This window comes from Cupriavidus consociatus, from assembly GCF_017814975.1.
Classification (GTDB): Bacteria; Pseudomonadota; Gammaproteobacteria; order Burkholderiales; family Burkholderiaceae; genus Cupriavidus; species Cupriavidus consociatus.
In genome coordinates this window covers 339,667-356,705 of record NZ_JAGIQA010000004.1, presented here as the reverse complement: position 1 = coordinate 356,705, position 17,039 = coordinate 339,667, and the positions used below count along the sequence as shown (strand labels likewise).

The 17,039-nt window shown below is 66.2% G+C and carries 14 protein-coding genes and 1 pseudogene; 8 read left to right on the top strand and 7 right to left on the bottom strand.

Features of this window, described 5'->3' with window-relative positions; translation table 11 throughout:
• The 5 genes and pseudogenes from J8I82_RS08360 to J8I82_RS08340 form a co-directional block, all read right to left on the bottom strand.
• Nucleotides 1–200: pseudogene (locus J8I82_RS08360) on the bottom strand (allantoinase); the annotation flags it as partial.
• 71 nt (nucleotides 201–271) lie between these two features.
• Entirely contained in the window at nucleotides 272–1,006 is a 735-nt protein-coding gene (locus tag J8I82_RS08355) for an aspartate/glutamate racemase family protein (RefSeq protein WP_029045211.1), read from the bottom strand.
• Nucleotides 1,007–1,049: 43 nt separating this feature from the next.
• Complete coding sequence (locus J8I82_RS08350) at nucleotides 1,050–2,576, bottom strand: NCS1 family nucleobase:cation symporter-1 (protein ID WP_209756170.1); 1,527 nt, start codon at nucleotides 2,574–2,576, stop codon at nucleotides 1,050–1,052.
• Between the two features lie 461 nt (nucleotides 2,577–3,037).
• A complete protein-coding gene (locus J8I82_RS08345) occupies nucleotides 3,038–5,200 on the bottom strand; it encodes a TonB-dependent siderophore receptor (RefSeq protein ID WP_209756168.1) in 2,163 nt (720 codons plus the stop codon).
• 411 nt (nucleotides 5,201–5,611) lie between these two features.
• A complete protein-coding gene (locus J8I82_RS08340) occupies nucleotides 5,612–7,138 on the bottom strand; it encodes an amino acid permease (protein ID WP_209756165.1) in 1,527 nt (508 codons plus the stop codon).
• A 381-nt stretch (nucleotides 7,139–7,519) separates the two neighbouring features.
• Here J8I82_RS08340 and J8I82_RS08335 point away from each other — a divergent pair, with 381 nt between their 5' ends.
• The 3 genes from J8I82_RS08335 to J8I82_RS08325 all read left to right on the top strand — a co-directional run bounded on the left by J8I82_RS08335 (nucleotide 7,520) and on the right by J8I82_RS08325 (nucleotide 11,438).
• Nucleotides 7,520–9,184, top strand: a complete 1,665-nt coding sequence (locus J8I82_RS08335) for a phospholipase D family protein (RefSeq protein ID WP_209756163.1) — start codon at nucleotides 7,520–7,522, stop codon at nucleotides 9,182–9,184.
• A gap of 108 nt (nucleotides 9,185–9,292) precedes the next feature.
• A complete protein-coding gene (locus J8I82_RS08330; RefSeq protein ID WP_209756161.1) occupies nucleotides 9,293–10,378 on the top strand; it encodes a Zn-dependent alcohol dehydrogenase in 1,086 nt (361 codons plus the stop codon).
• Nucleotides 10,379–10,499: 121 nt separating this feature from the next.
• Complete coding sequence (locus tag J8I82_RS08325) at nucleotides 10,500–11,438, top strand: LysR family transcriptional regulator (RefSeq protein WP_209756159.1); 939 nt, start codon at nucleotides 10,500–10,502, stop codon at nucleotides 11,436–11,438.
• Between the two features lie 43 nt (nucleotides 11,439–11,481).
• Here J8I82_RS08325 and J8I82_RS08320 read toward each other — a convergent pair whose 3' ends face one another.
• Together J8I82_RS08320 and J8I82_RS08315 are read right to left on the bottom strand one after the other, a co-directional pair.
• Nucleotides 11,482–11,988: a DUF6630 family protein gene (locus J8I82_RS08320; RefSeq protein ID WP_209756157.1), complete on the bottom strand. Its 507-nt coding sequence runs from the start codon at nucleotides 11,986–11,988 to the stop codon at nucleotides 11,482–11,484.
• 43 nt (nucleotides 11,989–12,031) lie between these two features.
• Nucleotides 12,032–12,721 carry an ArsR/SmtB family transcription factor gene (locus J8I82_RS08315; RefSeq protein ID WP_209756155.1) on the bottom strand — a complete coding sequence of 230 codons (690 nt, stop codon included), beginning with the start codon at nucleotides 12,719–12,721 and terminating at the stop codon, nucleotides 12,032–12,034.
• A 322-nt stretch (nucleotides 12,722–13,043) separates the two neighbouring features.
• Between J8I82_RS08315 and J8I82_RS08310 the strand changes: the two genes are divergently transcribed.
• The 5 genes from J8I82_RS08310 (at nucleotide 13,044) to J8I82_RS08290 (ending at nucleotide 16,985) form a co-directional block, all read left to right on the top strand.
• On the top strand, nucleotides 13,044–13,409 hold the full coding sequence (locus J8I82_RS08310; RefSeq protein WP_245179537.1) for a GNAT family N-acetyltransferase: 366 nt from the start codon (nucleotides 13,044–13,046) through the stop codon (nucleotides 13,407–13,409).
• A gap of 290 nt (nucleotides 13,410–13,699) precedes the next feature.
• Nucleotides 13,700–14,404 carry an alpha/beta hydrolase gene (locus tag J8I82_RS08305; RefSeq protein WP_209756151.1) on the top strand — a complete coding sequence of 235 codons (705 nt, stop codon included), beginning with the start codon at nucleotides 13,700–13,702 and terminating at the stop codon, nucleotides 14,402–14,404.
• A gap of 52 nt (nucleotides 14,405–14,456) precedes the next feature.
• Complete coding sequence (locus J8I82_RS08300) at nucleotides 14,457–16,079, top strand: ATP-binding protein (protein ID WP_209756149.1); 1,623 nt, start codon at nucleotides 14,457–14,459, stop codon at nucleotides 16,077–16,079.
• Nucleotides 16,080–16,144: 65 nt separating this feature from the next.
• Nucleotides 16,145–16,735 carry a sigma-70 family RNA polymerase sigma factor gene (locus tag J8I82_RS08295; RefSeq protein WP_209756147.1) on the top strand — a complete coding sequence of 197 codons (591 nt, stop codon included), beginning with the start codon at nucleotides 16,145–16,147 and terminating at the stop codon, nucleotides 16,733–16,735.
• Between the two features lie 46 nt (nucleotides 16,736–16,781).
• Entirely contained in the window at nucleotides 16,782–16,985 is a 204-nt protein-coding gene (locus J8I82_RS08290) for a zf-HC2 domain-containing protein (protein ID WP_209756145.1), read from the top strand.
• Nucleotides 16,986–17,039 lie beyond the last annotated feature (54 nt).

Genomic DNA, 17,039 nt, shown 5'->3' with positions numbered 1-17,039 from the left:
CGGTCGGGGTAGGCCGCGGCGCCGACGATCTCGGAGAGGAACTGCTCGGAAGCGGCGTCGCCGTGCAGCACGCAGTTCTCGCCGCCTTCCTCGTAGTTGAGCACGAACTGCACGGCGATGCGCGCGCCGTCGGGCCAGCGCGCGTGGGGAGGCTGCGCGCCATAGCCGATCAGGTCGCGGGGATAACGTGTCTGGAGCATGTTGCTGGATCAGGTAAGTGGTTCTCGAAACGCCAGTTCAGCGCCTGGGTTGAGCGCCTCAGTTGAGCGCGTCAGTTCAGCGCATAAGGTGCCAGCATGCCGGCATACGCCTTGGGCAGCGGCCGCGCCCAGTCGCCGCGCTTGCTGGTGGCCAGCCGCACCGAGACCATTGCCTCGGCCAGCTTGACCGCGCACGTGACGCCGTCGATCACCGGCGCGCCGATGGCGTCGGCGATCTCGTCGCACAGGTCGGTCATGCCGGCGCAGCCCAGCACGATGCATTCGCTGCGGTCTTCCACCAGCGCCCGGCGGCACGCCTCGGTGATGATGCGGCGCGCGTCCGAGCCGGGGCGTTCCAGGTCGAGCACCGGCAGGTCGCAGGCGCGCACATTGCTGCAGAAGCGCTTCATGCCATAGCGCTCGGCCAGGTGCCAGGCGATATTGCAGGTGCGCGCCAGCGTGGTCACCACGCTGAAGCTGCTGCCGACCATGCTGGCCATATGCATCGCCGCTTCGGCGATGCCGATCACGGGGCCGCGCGCCACCTCGCGCGCCGCATACAGGCCGGGGTCGCCGAAGCAGGCGATGACGTAGCCGTCCACGCCTTCCTGCTCGCCCGCCAGGATCTCGTCAAGGATGCCCGGCACCGACAGCGCCTCGTCATAATGGCTCTCGATCGAGGCCGGGCCCATGCGCGGGCTGACCGCGCTGATGCGCGTGCCCTGCTCGGCCACGGCGCGGGCGCACTGGCCGATCTTCTCGGTCATGCTCTCGGTGGTATTGGGGTTGATGATCTTCAGCTTCATGGGTGCGGCTCTGAGATGGATGCTGTCGAAGGAGTAATGTCGTTCAAGCCTGATTGGCAGCCGGCGCGGCGAGGTGGTCCGGCATCATGCGCGGTGCCAGCTGGCGGTACAGCACCAGCGCGATACCCATGCCGATGAACCAGCTGTAGTTGGCCGCCGCCTGCCAGGCCGGCACCACCACGCACAGGATCGGGATGATGGCCGCGGGAATCATGGTGGCCACCGCCGCCGGGTTGAAGCCGTTGCGGTACCAGTAGCGGCCGCGCGGGTTCAGCGTGTACAGGTCGTCGACTTCCACGTGCTGGCGCCGCACCAGGTAGTAGTCGGCGATCAGGATGCCGAACAGCGGGCCGATGAAGGCGCCCAGCACGTCCAGCGTGTAGTGGATCACCGCCGGATTGTTGTACAGGTTCCAGGGGGTGATGAAGATCGAGGCCACCGCGGCGATCATGCCGCCGGTGCGCCAGCTGATGTGCTTGGGCGACACGTTGGAGAAGTCGAACGCCGGCGAGACGAAGTTGGCGACGATGTTGATGCCGATGGTCGCGGTCATGAAGGTGAAGGCGCCCAGCAGCATGGCGAAGGTGCTGTCGATATGGCTGACGGTTTCCACCGGGTCGGTGATCAGCTTGCCGAACACGGGCAGCGTGGCCGACGTGGTGATCACGGTCAGCAGCGAGAAGCCCAGGAAGTTGACCGGCAGGCCCCAGAAGTTGCCGCGCTTGACCGACTTGAAATCCTTGGCATAGCGCGAGAAGTCGCCGAAATTCAGCATCGGGCCGGAGAAATACGACACCACCAGCGCGATCGCGCTCAGCATCACCGGCACCGCTTCCCAGCCGGTGTACTTGACGAAGCTCAGCGTGAAGTTGACGTTCTCCCAGCCGGCCTTGTTCACCAGCCAGATCGCCAGCGCGATCATCACCACGTACACCGCCGGGCCGGCCCAGTCGATGAACTTGCGGATGGTCTCCATGCCGGTCCAGAACACCAGCGCCTGCAGCACCCACAGCACCATGAACGCGGCCCAGCCCAGCGTCGACAGCCCGGCGAAGCCGTGCAGCTTGACGTCGGCATACGGCGCCAGCGAGGGGAAGAAGTGCAGCGCCAGCACCAGGAAGGCGCTCGACGCGAGGTAGGTCTGGATCCCGTACCACGCCACCGCGATCAGCCCGCGGATGATGGCCGGGATATTCGCGCCGAGCACGCCGAACGAGGCCCGGCAGATCACCGGGTAGGGCGTGCCGGTCACCTGGCTGGGTTTGGCCACCAGGTTGCAGAAGAATTGCACGATCACGATCCCGACCAGCAGCGACACCAGCACCTGCCAGCTGGTCAGCCCCAGCGCAAACAGGCTGCCGGCGGTGATGTAGCCGCCCACGCTGTGCACGTCGGACATCCAGAAGGCAAAGATGTTGTAGGTGCCCCAGGTCTGCTTGCGCAGCGGCGCCAGGTCTTCGTTGGTCAGCCGTTCGTCGTAGGTGGGCTTGATCAGGGCATTGCCGTGTGTGGCATGCCCCGCCTGCGGCGCGCCGGCGGTCGCGTCTGGCGTTACGGTCGTTTGCATCATCTGAGTCTCCTGGCAGATGGTTGTCTTGACGATAGGCGAACGTGCGGCCGTCTGGCTCTTTTGTGCGCCGTGGGGGTTCTGTTGTGCTGTCTACTAAATTGTCTACAAAATTGATTGATGCTGTAGACGATGTTGTAGATCATGGGTTGGTGATTGTCAACATTCGTTTTCCCGAAAGATGGGGGAGGGGTGCGGGGTTATAGGGGGAGAAGGGACGGCTCTCGCCGTGCCTGGCGGCGCACAAATGAAAAGACCCCGCGCTAAGGCGGGGTCAAGGCTGCTGCCAGTTTCAAAATCGCGTTGTGTTCGCCCCTCTCCCATTCATGGGAGAGGGGCGGAGGAGAGGGCCGGAGACTCCACGAAGTGGGGCGTTGCGATGCTTGCCATGCGCCTGCCCTCTCCCCCGCCCCCTCTCCCGCACGCGGGAGAGGGGAGAAAACCGGCAGACCGGAGGACTGAACTCAGTAAGCGATCTTCGCGGTCAGGCTCACGCTGCGCGGATCGCCCGGCTGCAGGTAGTTCTCATACTGGAAGCCCCAGTAGCGTTTGTTGGTCAGGTTGTTCAGCGCCGCGCGCAGCGTCAGGTCCTTGCCGTACACGCGCGTGTTGTAGGTGGCACCGAGGTTGAACACGGTATAGCCCCCCGCCTCCAGCGTATTGGTCGCATTGACCTTGATATTGCCGGTGTACTTGCCGTCGACGCCAACACGCAGGCCCGGCACGTACGGCACGCGGTAGCTGATGCGGCCCGCCAGCACCAGTTCGGGGGCGCCGGCGACGCGGTTGTCGATGTTGGCATTGCCCTTGTCGTAGTAGCTGTCGAGGTACATCGCGCTGCCGCCGAATTCCCATTGCGAACCCAGGCGATAGACGCCCGCCAGTTCCACGCCCTGGTAGATCGAAGAGCCGTCCTGTACCCGCGTCGGCACGCCGTTGCTGACGCTGTCGTATTCCGCGCCGCGCTCGATGCGGAACAGCGCGGCGGTGGCGCTCCACTTCTGCTGGTCGGCCTTGACGCCGATCTCATACTGCTTGCTGCGGATCGGGCTGAGCAGCTGGCGCGCGTTGGTGTAGCCATCCGGCACGATCGAGCCGGGCTCCAGCGCTTCCACGTAGCTGGCATAGACCGTGGCTGCCGGCACCGGCTTGAACATCAGCGCGAGCGTCGGTGTGACCACGCCGTTCTTGGTGTAGCTGGTGGCCGCCGGCACGTAGCCGTTCTGCTCGAAATTGGTGACGCGCAGGCCGGCCAGCACCGACCAGCGCTCGCTCAACTGCACGGTATCGCTGGCAAAAATCGACTTCTGCGTGATGTCGCTGTTGCGCACCTTGTTGAACGCGGTCGAGCTGAAGTATGTGTTGGTATTGGGCTCGAAGATATTGCCGGTGCCGATCGTGCCGGCAAAGCCGTTGTTGTCGTAGCGGTCGATCTGCTTCTGCCACGACAGGCCGGCCACCAGCTGGTGGCCGAACGGGCCCGTGCGGAACTTGCCCTCGAGCATCCCCTGCCAATAGCCCACCTGCTGGTTCTGCGCGGTGTCGTAGCGCGTGTCGACGTAATCTCCGGCCTGGTTCAGCACGCCATACAGGCTTTCGTTGCGGCTGCGGTTGACCTTGCTGAAGCTGTAGTTGGTGCTGACCGCCCAGTCCGGGTTGACCTGGTAGCGCAGGCCCGTGGTGTAGAGCTGCAGGTTGGTGTTCAGGTGCTGGTCGCTGCCGGCGAAGTTGCGGATGCGGCCGGACACGGCAGCCGGCAGCGCCTGGTCAGTGTAGGTCCAGAAGCTGAACGAGGGCATCTGCCCGGTGGTGCGGCGGTCCTGGTAGATCGAGTCGAAGGTCCAGGTCAGGTCCCTGGTCAGGCGCGCGTCCAGGCCAAGCGATACCGTGTCGCGATTGACATTGCGCGCGTTGTACGGCGTGCCTTCCTCGTGCGTGTAGTTGAGCCGGTAGCCGAACATGTTGTCCGGGCCCGCGCGGCCGCCGAGGTCGATGTGCTCGCTCCACACGTTGGCGGCGCGGTAGCCCAGCTCGAACGAGGCGGTAAAGGTGTCGGTCGGCTTCTTGGTGACGTAGTTCACGATGCCGCCCGGGGTGCCAAAGCCGTACATGAAGCCCGGCAGGCCCTTGAGCAGCTCCACCTGTTCCATGTGCTCGTACGGCAGCGTGATGCCGTACGCGACGAACGGCAGCCCGTTGATCTTGAAGCCGTTCTGCCAGTCGACCTGCAGGCCGCGCACGGTCAGGTAGCTGGACCAGCTGTTATAGGCGTTGCTGTTGTCGGTGACCGAGGCATCCATGGCGAACACGTCGCCGAGCTTGCTGACCTGGCGATCGGCGAGGTCCTCGCCAGTGACGATGGTCGTGGAATACGGCGTGTCGAGCTGCGTGCGCGAGCCCAGTGCACCGGTACTGGCTTTTTTCTGCAGCTGCAAGCCCGCGTCATCGACGGCGGTGGCACTGACCGTCACGGCGGGCAGCGATCGCGGCTCGGCACCGCCCGCAACCTCCTGCGCCAGCGCGGCCGCCGCCGGGAAGCCGGTGAGGACGGCCAGGTGCGCCAATACGGCGAGATGGCGAGGCTTGGGTGCGCGCAGGCGCGTGGCGCGGATGTCGGCGTGGTTCATGCTTGGCGGTAAGACAGGCAGGCCTGTGTGTAAATGTTGATACAAATGCGAATTATTCGCATTTAAGAAAGATCGGAATGATGGACACACGGCCATGCTGCGTCAAGGCGGGAGCGGAAGTGTTGCGTAGAAAGCAACGGAGGCTACCGTTGCATGTGATGTCGCGTTCGCTCAGTCCTGAGGGATCTGAAAAGTGAACGGAGATGAATCGTGAGGAAATGGACGGGCAACCAATCCGTCTTCAGCGGCCTGCAACGGCTTCCGGATCCCCTCATCAAACTTGTCCAACTCCTCGAGCCGCCCGCTAGCACGGCTCGATCGAACCCAGGGTCTTCTCCTGGTGTCCGGACAGGCGGCGTCCAGCGTGAAAGCGCGGAACGCCGGCTGGTATGACGCGCAGGGGATAGGTGCCTATTCGGCCGGCATCGGAGCGGCGCCGCGCGCGGCGACGCCGTCGCCGCCGGCCGGCAGCGCGGGGAATTCCATCTCCGCATAGCACACGAAACGGGTCCTGCGCACGATCCGGTAGCCCGCCCAGATCGCCAGGAAGATCGGGATGCCGATATAGGTGGCGGCCACGCCTACCCAATCGATCTTGCCGCTGGTGAAGGCCTGGTAGTTCTGGCCCAGCGTGACGACCAGGCACAGCCCGAAGGCAAAAATCGGCCCGTAGGGGAAGAACGGCGAACGGTAGGGCAGTCGCGACAAGTCGTGACCCTGCGCGACAAAGCCCTTGCGGAAGCGATAGTGGCTGACCGCGATGCCCAGCCACGCGATGAAGCCGGTCATGCCCGACAGGTTCAGCAGCCACAGGTACACCGACTTGCTTTCGAACAGCGAGGTGAGAAAGCACAGCGCGCCCACCGCGGTGGTGGCCAGCAGTGCCACCAGCGGCACGCCGTTGCGCGTCAGCCGCGCGAAGATGCGCGGCGCGCGCCCTTCGGTGGCCAGGTTGTAGAGCATGCGGGTCGAGGCGTACATGCCGGAATTCCCGGCCGACAACACCGCGGTCAGGATTACCGCATTCATCACGCCGGCGGCAAAGGCCAGGCCGGCATGGCGGAACACCAGCGTGAACGGGCTCACGCCCACGGTCTGCACGTCGCTCTTGAGCAGGCTGGGGTCGGTGTAGGGGATCAGGATGCCGATGATCAGGATCGCCAGCACATAGAACAGCAGGATGCGCCAGAACACCTGCCGCACCGCGCGCGGGATGTTCTTCGCCGGGTCGGCCGATTCGCCCGCGGCCACGCCGATCAGCTCGGTGCCCTGGAACGAGAAGCCCGCGATCATGGCCACGCCGATCAGCGCCGGCAGCCCGCCGACAAACGGCGCATCGCCGAGGGTCAGGTTGCCCAGCCCGTGCGAAGCCGGCATGTCGCCCCGCAGGATGCCGAAGATCATCAGCGTGCCGATGCCGATGAAGGCGATCACCGTCACCACCTTGACCAGCGCGCACCAGTATTCGGCCTCGCCGAAGCCGCGCACCGAGATCGCATTGAGCGCGAACATCAGCCCGAGGAACAGCGCGCTCCACAGCACGCCTGGCGTGTCGGGGAACCAGTACAGCATCACCAGCTGCGCTGCGGCGAGTTCCACCGCGATGGTCACCGCCCAGTTGTACCAGTAGTTCCACCCCAGCGCGAAGCCGAAGCCTTCGTCGACATAGCGCGCGCCGTAGGTGGCGAACGAGCCCGATACCGGCATGTACGCAGCCAGTTCGCCCAGGCTGGTCATCAGGAAATACACCATCGCGCCGATCAGGATGTAGGCGGCCAGCGCGCCGCCGGGCCCGGCCTGCGCGATGGTGGCGCCCGATGCCACGAACAGCCCCGTGCCGATCGAGCCGCCGATGGCGATCATGGTGAGATGGCGGGCGCGCAGCGTGCGGCGCAGCGTTGGCGCTGGCGCGCCGGAAGTGGAAGATTGGCTGGACATCGGGACTCGGGTCGACGCGCAAAAGCGCGCAACTATGCCGGGGATCGGGCGCGGAGGCAATGCGGCCGGAGGTTCCGCCTGATGCGCGCGGGGGCAGCCTTACCGGCCGGTATATACAACCTGGCTATGCGGCGGGATCATAAGAGAAAACGCAGTGCAGGAAAAGCCGCAATTCCGATGCAGTCCCAATGCATCGATGCCGCAACGCACAAGCCATGTAGGACAAAGACCCCGTGCGGAAAGGAACCGCACCGCTGCCGTCACCTGTTGCGGGGGTGTATTGTCTTGATAGCGGGTCTGGCACGCCACATGCAGGCCGTGTGCTTTTTTCTGCACGGTGAGTCCCGGGCCGGCGCCTTCCCGGTGCAGGGAGATCCATGGATGTTCCAGACTGTCTTCTGCCACTATCCGTCCGATACCTGCCGCCAGCGGTCCCAATCGCTGGCAGCGCTGCCGCTGGCGATCACGCTGACGCTGGCGCTGGCCATGGGCCTGACCGGTTGCGCAAGCCTGCCGGCATCGGCCCAGCGCCCGCCGTCCAACGCGCCCGCCGCCACCGCCACGACCACGGACACGCCGCTGGGCAAGGCGCTGGCCCCGCGCCTGGCGCAGCGCCCGGGCGAATCGCTGTTCTACCCGCTCTCGTCCGGCCCCGATGCGCTGGCCGCGCGCCTGGCGATGGCCCGCGCGGCGCAGCGCAGCCTTGACCTGCAGACCTACATCCTGGAGCCGACCGGCACCGGCGCCGCGGTGCTGGGCGACATCATCGATGCCGCCGACCGCGGCGTGCGGGTGCGCATGCTGCTCGACGACCTGCGCACCGGCGGCGAGGTGGACAAGATCCTGTCGGCGATCGATTCGCATCCCAATATCGAAGTGCGCCTGTTCAACCCATTCGCCAACCGCAGCCTGCGCTGGCTGGAAATGCTGGCGGATTTCAGCCGGCTGGACCGGCGCATGCACAACAAGTCGATGACGGTGGACAACCAGATGTCGGTGGTGGGCGGGCGCAATATTGGCGATGCCTACTTCTCCGCGCGCACCGACATGGACTTCAGCGACCTTGACGTGCTGATCGCCGGCCCGGCGGTGCCGCAGGTGTCGGCGGTCTTCGACGAATACTGGAATGACGAGTCTTCCTATCCGGTGGTGGCGCTGATCCCCGAGGGCAAGGAGGCGCCGGTGGAAATGCGCAGCCTGCGCAAGCGCCTGGAAGCCCGCGGCGACCAGGCCAAGGCCAGCCAGTATGTGCAGGAACTGCTCGAATCGGGCCTGGCCAAGGGCATCGAAAGCGGCCGCATGCCTGCCTACACGGGCAAGGCCACGGTGGTCTCCGACAAGGCCGCCAAGATTACCCACCAGACCCATGACGATCCCGGTCATGCCACCGCCCGGCTGGAGAAGATGATCAGCGGCGCGCAGAAGGAAGTCATGCTGATTTCGCCATACTTCGTCCCTGACGACGACGGCGAGGCCTGGCTGATCGCAATCGCAAAGCGTGGCATCCGCGTGCGCATCCTGACCAATTCCTTCGCCGCCACCGACGTCAGCGCCGTGCATGCGGGCTATGCCCCGCACCGCGAGGCACTGGTGGCCGCCGGCATCGAGCTGTACGAACTCAAGCCCAGCGCCTATGCCGAACTGGCGCAGCGCGGCAAGGCCGCCAAGGGTTCGCGCTCGCGCTCCTGGCTGTCGTCGAGCCGCGCCAGCCTGCACGCCAAGAACTACATCGTCGACCGGCGCCTGGTGTTCATCGGCTCGCTCAACATGGATCCGCGCTCGGCCAGGCTGAACACCGAGATGGGCATCGTGCTCGACAGCCCGGCCCTGGCCGAGCGCATGATCAAGACCACCGAGGACGGACTGCTCGACATGGCCTACCGCATCGGCATACGCACCGATGCCGATGGCAACAATGCGCGCCTGACGTGGACCACGCGCGACAACGGGCAGCTCACTACCTACGACAGCGAGCCCGGCATGGGAGCGCTGCAGCATCTGGGTATCGGCGTGCTGCGTGTGCTCCCGATCAAGGAAGAGTTGTAAACATCGCTGCGCCGCCGCGGCGCGCCTTTCCTGAACCCTTGTTTGCGGTTATGGTTTTTCGCTTCATTGCACTGTGCCGTCCCGGCACGCCCGCCGCAAAGGAGCGTTATGAAAGCCGCCGTCCTGCATCAACCCAAGACCCCGCTCGTGATCGAAGACGTTGCCATCGGCAAGCCCGGCCCGCGCGAGGTGCTGGTGCGCACCGCTGCCGTGGGCGTGTGCCACTCCGACCTGCATTTCCTGGACGGCGCCTATCCGTACCCGATGCCGGCCATCCTGGGGCACGAGGCCGCCGGCGTGGTCGAGCAGGTTGGCGCCGAAGTGCGCACGGTCAGGCCCGGCGACCACGTCATCACCTGCCTGTCGGCGTACTGCGGTCATTGCGAGCATTGCCTGACGGGGCACCTGTCGCTGTGCATCGAGCCCGATACCCGCCGCCGCGAGGGCGAGGAGCCGCGCCTGATGGCGCGGCAGGGCGGGCCCATGAACCAGTTCCTGAACCTGTCAGCCTTTGCCGAGCAGATGCTGATCCACGAACACGCACTGGTGGCGATCCGCCGCGACATGCCGCTGGACCGCGCCGCGCTGATCGGCTGCGCCGTCACCACGGGCATGGGCGCGGTCATCCATACCGCCAAAGTGCAGCCGGGCGAAACCGTGGCCGTGATCGGCTGCGGCGGCATCGGCCTGGCCACGGTCAACAGTGCCGCGATCGCCGGCGCCGGCCGCATCATTGCCATCGACCGCGTGCCGGCCAAGCTGGAACTGGCGCGCAAGTTCGGCGCCACCGACTTGATCGATGCCGGCAATGCCGACGTGCTCGATGCCGTGCGCGAGCTGACCGGCGGCGGCGTGCATCATGCCTTCGAGGCGATCGGCCTGAAGCAGACCACCGAGCAGGCCTTTGCCATGCTGCGCCGCGGCGGCACCGCCACCGTCATCGGCATGATCGCGCCGGGCGTCAAGATCGAACTGAAAGGCAGCGACTTCCTGGGTGAAAAGCGCATCCAGGGCTCGCTGATGGGCTCGAACCGCTTCCCGGTCGACATGCCGCGCATGGTCGATTTCTACATGGCCGGCCGGCTGCACCTGGACGAACTGATTGCACAGCGCCTGCCGCTGGAGCGTATCAACGATGCCTTCGACGAACTCCGCCGCGGCGAGCTGGCGCGGTCGGTGATCCTGTTCGAATAAGCGGCCGCCTCAGGGCTGCGCGGGGCCGGTACTGAAAGTTGACTGCATCGACCGGCGCCATTGTCCGCACTATGGGACAATGGCGCGCTCCACCGCTCCGCCCAACCCGGCTTAGCCCCGCATGAAGACCATCGACTGGAAAGACTGGGAAATCTTCTGCCGCGTGGTGGAAGGCGGCGGCTTTACCCAGGGCGCTGAACTTGCGCAAGTGCCTAAGTCTTCTGCCAGCGCCGCCGTGGCGCGGCTGGAAGGGCAGCTCGGCACCCGGCTGTTCGAGCGCACCACGCGCCGCGTGCGCGTCACCGAGCGCGGCCAGCAGCTCTACGACCGCGTTGCCCCGCTGTTCGCCGAGCTGCACGAGATCAGCGCCGAAGCCGCTTCGGGCAGTGCCGAGGTCAGCGGCGTGCTGCGCATCTCCACCCCGTATGAAGTCGGCTCGCAGCACCTGTCGGAAACGCTGACGCGGGTGTTGCGTGCACACCCGGGCCTGCGTGTGCAGGTCGATGTCAGCTGGGACCAGCCCGACCTGGTCCGCCATGGCTACGACCTGGCCTTCGTCATGACCAACACCGCGCTGCATGACACCTCGTTCGCCAGCAAGCGCGTGGTGCTGATCGAGCGCGCCTTTTACGCCGCGCCGGCGCTGATCCGCGCGCGCGGGCTGCCGCGCACGCCGCAGGACCTGCAGGGCTGGCCCACGCTGGGCAACGCGGATGACAAACATTGGGAATTCCTGCGCGACGGCGTCGAGATCGCGCGCGTGGACGTGGAACCGCGCATCGGCACCCATAACGCCGAGCTGCGGCTGAAGGCTGCCATCGATGGGCTGGGGGTGACGCGGCTGTCGCCGCGCTTCGTGCAGGAGCAGCTGGAGCGGGGGCAACTGGTGCGGGTGCTGCCGGCCTATGCCTCCTCGCCGCTCAAGGTCTACGTGCTGATGCCGGCGCGCAAGCTGATGCCGGCAAGCGTGCGCGTGTTCCTTGACGTGCTGGAGCAGACCGTTGGCGTGCCCGAGACGCGGCGCCCGCCGGCGCGCAAGCGCGAGACGCTGGCGCCGTAGCCGCGACTGGCGTGATGAGCCCAATCGCAGCGGTCGGCGTGGCTCAGTAAGGCTGGTCGGCGGGCCGGATCTCGAAGCGCAATTGCTCGGCCAGGTCGAGCATCTCTTCATCATCCTCGCTGCGCGTGATCCAGCCGGCGTAGGCGTCGCCGCCGGTATCCCAGTTCCACAGCGTATAGCCGGCCACGCGCAACTGGTTGTGCGCAAGCTCCATCAGTTCGGGCACGCTGGTGCCTTCCAGGAACGACTCTTCCTCGGGTTCGTCGGTGCCCCAGTCGATTTCCAGGTCGATGCGCTCGCACAGCTGGTTCAGGCAGCCGATAAAGGACTGGCAGTCTTTCCAGTCGACGAAGAAGCCGGATTGCCAGTCGATGACTTCGCGCACCACCCATAGCAGCTCGCCGCCCTCGGTGTCGTCGTCCTCGGCGTCAAGCAGCGCGTCTTCGAACATCGACTGCTGCGCCGCCGTCTGCGCGCTGTCGTCGAGGTTGATCAGGGCGAAGAAACGCGCGATCGCGTCCTGCGTGTCGTCGTCCAGTGGTGTGGCCATGCGAGATCTCCTGTGGTGCCGTGCGGCCTGATCATGCCGCGATTCATGCCGCGATGCGCATGATCTCGCGTTGGCCCGCCGGTGTCACGCGCAACGCGCGCGATGTGCGCGTGGTTTCGACCCAGCCGCGCTCCAGCAGGCTGCCCAGCAGCGCCGCGCCCAGCGCGCCGCCGAGGTGGGGTTTGCGCTCGCTCCAGTCCGGGCAGGTGCAGGCAAACTGGCGCCGCTTGCGCCGCGCTGCAGCAATGTCGATACCCAGCCGCGCCAGTGCCTGCGCGCCGTCGCCGCTCAGTTCCACGCGCCGCGCATCCAGCACCAGCCAGCCGCTATGCGTCATCCGCTCGAACAGTCCCACCGCCAGTTCGCCGGCCAGGTGGTCGTAGCAGGTGCGCGCCTGCCGCAGCGCTGGCGGCGCGGTGCGCGACACCGGCACGTCGCGCAGCCGCGGCGGCCGGCTGGCCAGCGACGCAGACGCCAGCGCCTCGATCGCCACGCCGATCTCCGGCGCGGCCAGCCGGTAATACCGGTTGCGCCCCCGCGTCTCCACCGACAGCATCCCTCCCTCGGTCAGCCGCGCCAGGTGCCCGCTGGTGGACGATGCCGACAGTCCGGCGATCAGTGCCAGCTCGCCCGCGGGCCGCGCGCTGCCGTCCATCAGCGCCCATAGCATGGCGGCGCGGCCGGGGTCGGCGAGCAGGCCGGCCAGCTGGCTGATGCCGGGGGTGTAATCCATCGTTTGGCTCCGGGTGAAGGGTGGAATGGGAAGTATATGACTGAACGCGAGCAGCAGCGGTTGCCATGGATGGCCTCGACCCCGGCACAGCGTGTGTGGCGCACCGCACTACCGACTCGCTTGGGGGATGACAGCCTTGTCCGGGCCGCGGCATAGTCTTCGATTATTCAATGTGCCTGCCTCCAGAAGCTTGTCGAAGGGACTACTCTCTGTAGAGGCGAGGTGCCATAGCGCTGCGTTCAAAATGATCAGAGACGTTCGACTCCGTGCGGCTTCGGCGAATGATATGGAAGCCGTTGCACGGGTCTTGGAGACTTGTGGCTTGACGCTCGCTGACGCGGCCGGCGTGAGCAGGCTTTACCATGTGGCGGAGCTTGGAGGGCGGATTATTGGCTGCGCATATGGGGAGCAGCACGGCCGTACCTTCGCCATCCATACGGCTGCGGTGCTGCAGGAATTTCGCGGACACCGGCTGGCTACCTACATGGTCAGCGCGCTACTGATGAGAGCGCGCGCCTGCGGCTGTTCGAACGCCACGGTATTGACCAGCGAACACCCCGGCTTCTTCGCCCGGCATGGGTTCAGCCTGACGCCAGTCGACAGCCTCGTTCGTGAGACGCAATTGTCCTTGAACTTGCTGCGCAGCTTCGGCGCCCGTACCCACTACATGGCGCGCCATCTCAACTGAGGCTGATCGTTCAATCGGGCGTCCTGCTCAGAATCGACGAGCAATGCAGCCGAACCGTCGACCTTCCGTCCTGTGCCGCCGCTGCCGTGCAGCAGCCCGCCGGTGCAGCGCCCACACCATCGCAGCGGCTTCACCGGATTCCCGGCAGGCATGACAGCTGTCCGGCTTTCATGCACTCCGATGGGCCAGGTAGCGCGTGTCCTCCTTTGTATGTAATATACAGAATATCAGCACGAATTCCGGTCTCCGGTCCCCTGCCAGACGTTCCGCCTGACCTTCGGATCCCCGCCATGCTCGATCCCTCCCTGTTCGGCCGCCTGTCGTTCACCTTCAACGATCCGGCGCACCGTGCCGGCCAGTCCGGCCCGGCCACCGCCCCGTTGCCGCCGGGCCGGCACGGGCTTGGCATTGCGGCCGAGCGCGACGCGGTGCTGTTCGTGCCCGATGGCATGGATGCCGGCGCGCCGGTGCCCTTGCTGGTGATGTTCCATGGCGCCGGCGGTCATGCCGAGAAGGTCCTGCCGCACCTGGAGCCCCACGCGCAGCGGCACGGCATCCTGGTGCTGGCGCCGCAGTCGCTCTACCCGACCTGGGACATCGTGATCGGCGGCAACGGCCCCGACCTGGAACGCCTGCACCTGGCACTTGCGGCGGTGACATCGCGCTACCGCATCGACCGCGAACGCGTGGGCTTCGCGGGTTTTTCAGACGGCGCCAGCTACGCGCTGTCGATCGGCATCACCAATGGCGACATCGCCAGCCATGTGCTGGCGTTTTCCGGCGGCTTCATGTCGGTGTTCATGCAGGAAGGCGCGCCGAAGGTATTCGTCGCGCACGGACGCGACGACGAGCAGCTTCCCATCGCCACCAGCGGCCGCGTCAACGCGGCCAAGCTCAGGGCCGCAGGCTATGCGGTCGAGTATGTGGAATTCGATGGCCTGCATGTCATCCACCCCCCGGTGGTGGAGCGGGCCATCGCATTCTTCCTGCAGTGAATCGTCGCCGGAACGTCCCGCGGGGGGCGCACGGCCAACGGGAGTGTGTTCGATGGATTTCGAGATTCCGGAAGCGCTGATCCACCCGCTGCTCGCCATGATCGGCACGGGCACGCCACTCGCCCGGCAGCTGCAGGAGCATGGCGTGTGCCATGGCGACATGATGGTGTCGAGCAAGCTGTTCGATGCGCAGGCGCTGAACTCGCTCTATACGCTGAGCAAGAGCCAGAACCAGCGCGCGCTGATGTTCCAGATGCTGGCGCTCGACAACATCCACAATGCCCCGCAGGCGCGCGTCATCCCGGGGCTGGACCAGCTGATCGGCGGGCTGGTGGCATACCTGGCGCGCGATGCCATCGACGGCTGGCTGTACCAGCGCAACCGCGACGGCGTGCTGCTGCCCTGGCTGGTACGGCGCATGCGCTACGTCGCGCCGGAGCAGGGCATGGCTTACGTGGTGGTGGACCTGCTGGCCAACACCATGCAGTCCGCCAATTCAGAGCTGACCGACCACCACAAGCGCCGCGCCGGCATGACCACATCGATGGTGATCACGCGCGACGACATTGCCAACCGCACCATTCCCGAGCTGCTTGCCGAATTCGGCTTCTACAAGGAGTGCGCCGAGTTCCGGCAGGAGTACGAGCACCACGCGCGGCGCTTCATGCGCTACCAGCGCCGCTTCGGCGCGCAGTTTGTCGCCAGCGGACCGGCGTGGTCGCTCGACGCCAAGGGTGCGGCCGAACTGACGCGCGTGCCGGACGGCGCAGCAGCCCGCTGCGTCAATGACGAGGAGCGGCTCGCGCGCCGTTTCGAGATGAGCTGCGATGCCTCGTTCTGGCGCGAGGCCGGGGTGGAAGCGGGCTTCGAGTCGGTGCCGCTGCACGGCTACGTGCATCTCTTCCACCTGGAGTGGCACCGCAATCTCTGGGTGCATGTTCAGCACCTGACCGAATACCGCTACCAGCCCGAGCTGCGCGACAAGCTTGTGCTGCCTGACCACCACCGCGACCTGATCGATATCCTGACCTCGCACATGGACGTGCTGGTGCCGGACTTCGTGCCCGGCAAGTCGGGCGGCACCACGATCCTGTGCCAGGGCGCGCCCGGACTGGGCAAGACGCTGACCGCCGAGGTCTATGCCGAAGTCGTCGGCAAGCCGCTGTACCGCGTCCATTCGGGACAGCTCGGCACCACGGCGGCGTCGGTCGGCGCCAGCCTGGGCGGCATCCTGCAGCGCACCATGCGCTGGAACGCGATCCTGCTGCTGGACGAAGCCGACGTCTATATCCGCTGCCGCGACAACGACCTCGAGCACAATGCCATCGTCGCCGAGTTCCTGCGCACGCTGGAGTACTTCAACGGCCTGCTGTTCATGACCACCAACCGCATCGGCGATGTCGACGATGCCATCCTGTCGCGCTGCATCGCCACCATCCACTACGAAACGCCGGGCAAGGAGGATGCGCGGCGCCTGTGGCGGCTGCAGGCCGCGCAGTTCGGCGCGGAGCTGGGCGAGGGGCTGGTCGAGGCGCTGCTGCGGGCCTACCCCAAGGCCAGTGGACGCGATATCAAGGAGCTGCTCAAGCTGGCCACGCGCTATGCCCGCGCGCGGGAGGTGCCGCTGACTGAAGACGTGTTCAGGCTGTGCGGGCAATTCCGGGGACTGAACTGACGTGCGCCCTGAAGCGTGCGCCAGCGGTATCATGGCGCATCTCCCAACGCCGCTGACGCGTCCCCATGAGCCTCGATCCTGCCGAATTGCAGGCTGTACGGCCCTACCTGCTGCGCTTTGCGCGCCTGCAGCTGCGCGATGAGGTGCTGGCAGAAGACGCGGTGTCGGATACGCTGCTGGCCGCGCTGGAGCACCCGGAGCGCTTTGCCGGCCAGTCCTCGCTGCGCACCTATCTGGTCGGTATCCTCAAGCACAAGCTGATCGATAGCCTGCGCAGCGGCCGGCGCGAGGTGCGATTGGCGCTGGTGGCGCCGGAGGACGGCGAGGTGCAGTCGGAGCAGGAGGCGCTGGACGCGCTGTTCACGCGCAACGGCCACTACCAGCATCCGCCTTCCGACTGGGGCGATCCCGAGCGCGCCTTCGAGCGCCGCGAGTTCTTTGAAATCCTGCAGCTATGCGTCGACCGGCTGCCGCCGCGGCTGGGCCGGCTCTTCATGATGCGCGAATGGCTGGAGCTCGACACCGAAGAAATCTGTCAGGTCCTGCAGATCAGCGCGACCAATGCATGGGCCATGCTGTACCGGGCCCGCATGCGGCTGCGCGCGTGCCTGGAGCTGCACTGGTTCGGGCAGCGTGGCGCTGCCGGCAAGAGCTGATCGGCCCCCCGCGCTCGATCTCTTCCCTTAACCCTCGGCAACGACCATGCCTGACCGCCCCAACCGCCGCCTGCTGCCGGACTGCGAAGAGATTCACCACCTGACCATGAAGGGGCTGGACCAGCCTTTGTCGTGGGTGGAACGGCTGCGCGTGCGCGGCCACCTGGCGATCTGCGAAGCCTGCACCGTGTTCAGCGCGCAGATGCGGACCATGCGGGAGGCGATGCGGCGAATGGGGCGGGAGGATTGAGGCCGCTGTCCGTAGCCAGGGGTCGCGCCTGGATGCGCTGAACGTAAGCTGACG

Bases quoted from the DNA above. Each gene is read 5' to 3' on its own strand.
- J8I82_RS08290 (WP_209756145.1), top strand. From the start codon at position 16,782: ATGCCTGACCGCCCCAACCGCCGCCTGCTGCCGGACTGCGAAGAGATT.
- J8I82_RS08340 (WP_209756165.1), bottom strand. From the start codon at position 7,138: ATGTCCAGCCAATCTTCCACTTCCGGCGCGCCAGCGCCAACGCTGCGC.
- J8I82_RS08330 (WP_209756161.1), top strand. From the start codon at position 9,293: ATGAAAGCCGCCGTCCTGCATCAACCCAAGACCCCGCTCGTGATCGAA.
- J8I82_RS08300 (WP_209756149.1), top strand. From the start codon at position 14,457: ATGGATTTCGAGATTCCGGAAGCGCTGATCCACCCGCTGCTCGCCATG.
- J8I82_RS08315 (WP_209756155.1), bottom strand. From the start codon at position 12,721: ATGGATTACACCCCCGGCATCAGCCAGCTGGCCGGCCTGCTCGCCGAC.
- J8I82_RS08295 (WP_209756147.1), top strand. From the start codon at position 16,145: ATGAGCCTCGATCCTGCCGAATTGCAGGCTGTACGGCCCTACCTGCTG.
- J8I82_RS08345 (WP_209756168.1), bottom strand. From the start codon at position 5,200: ATGAACCACGCCGACATCCGCGCCACGCGCCTGCGCGCACCCAAGCCT.
- J8I82_RS08320 (WP_209756157.1), bottom strand. From the start codon at position 11,988: ATGGCCACACCACTGGACGACGACACGCAGGACGCGATCGCGCGTTTC.
- J8I82_RS08335 (WP_209756163.1), top strand. From the start codon at position 7,520: ATGTTCCAGACTGTCTTCTGCCACTATCCGTCCGATACCTGCCGCCAG.
- J8I82_RS08305 (WP_209756151.1), top strand. From the start codon at position 13,700: ATGCTCGATCCCTCCCTGTTCGGCCGCCTGTCGTTCACCTTCAACGAT.
- J8I82_RS08325 (WP_209756159.1), top strand. From the start codon at position 10,500: ATGAAGACCATCGACTGGAAAGACTGGGAAATCTTCTGCCGCGTGGTG.
- J8I82_RS08355 (WP_029045211.1), bottom strand. From the start codon at position 1,006: ATGAAGCTGAAGATCATCAACCCCAATACCACCGAGAGCATGACCGAG.
- J8I82_RS08350 (WP_209756170.1), bottom strand. From the start codon at position 2,576: ATGATGCAAACGACCGTAACGCCAGACGCGACCGCCGGCGCGCCGCAG.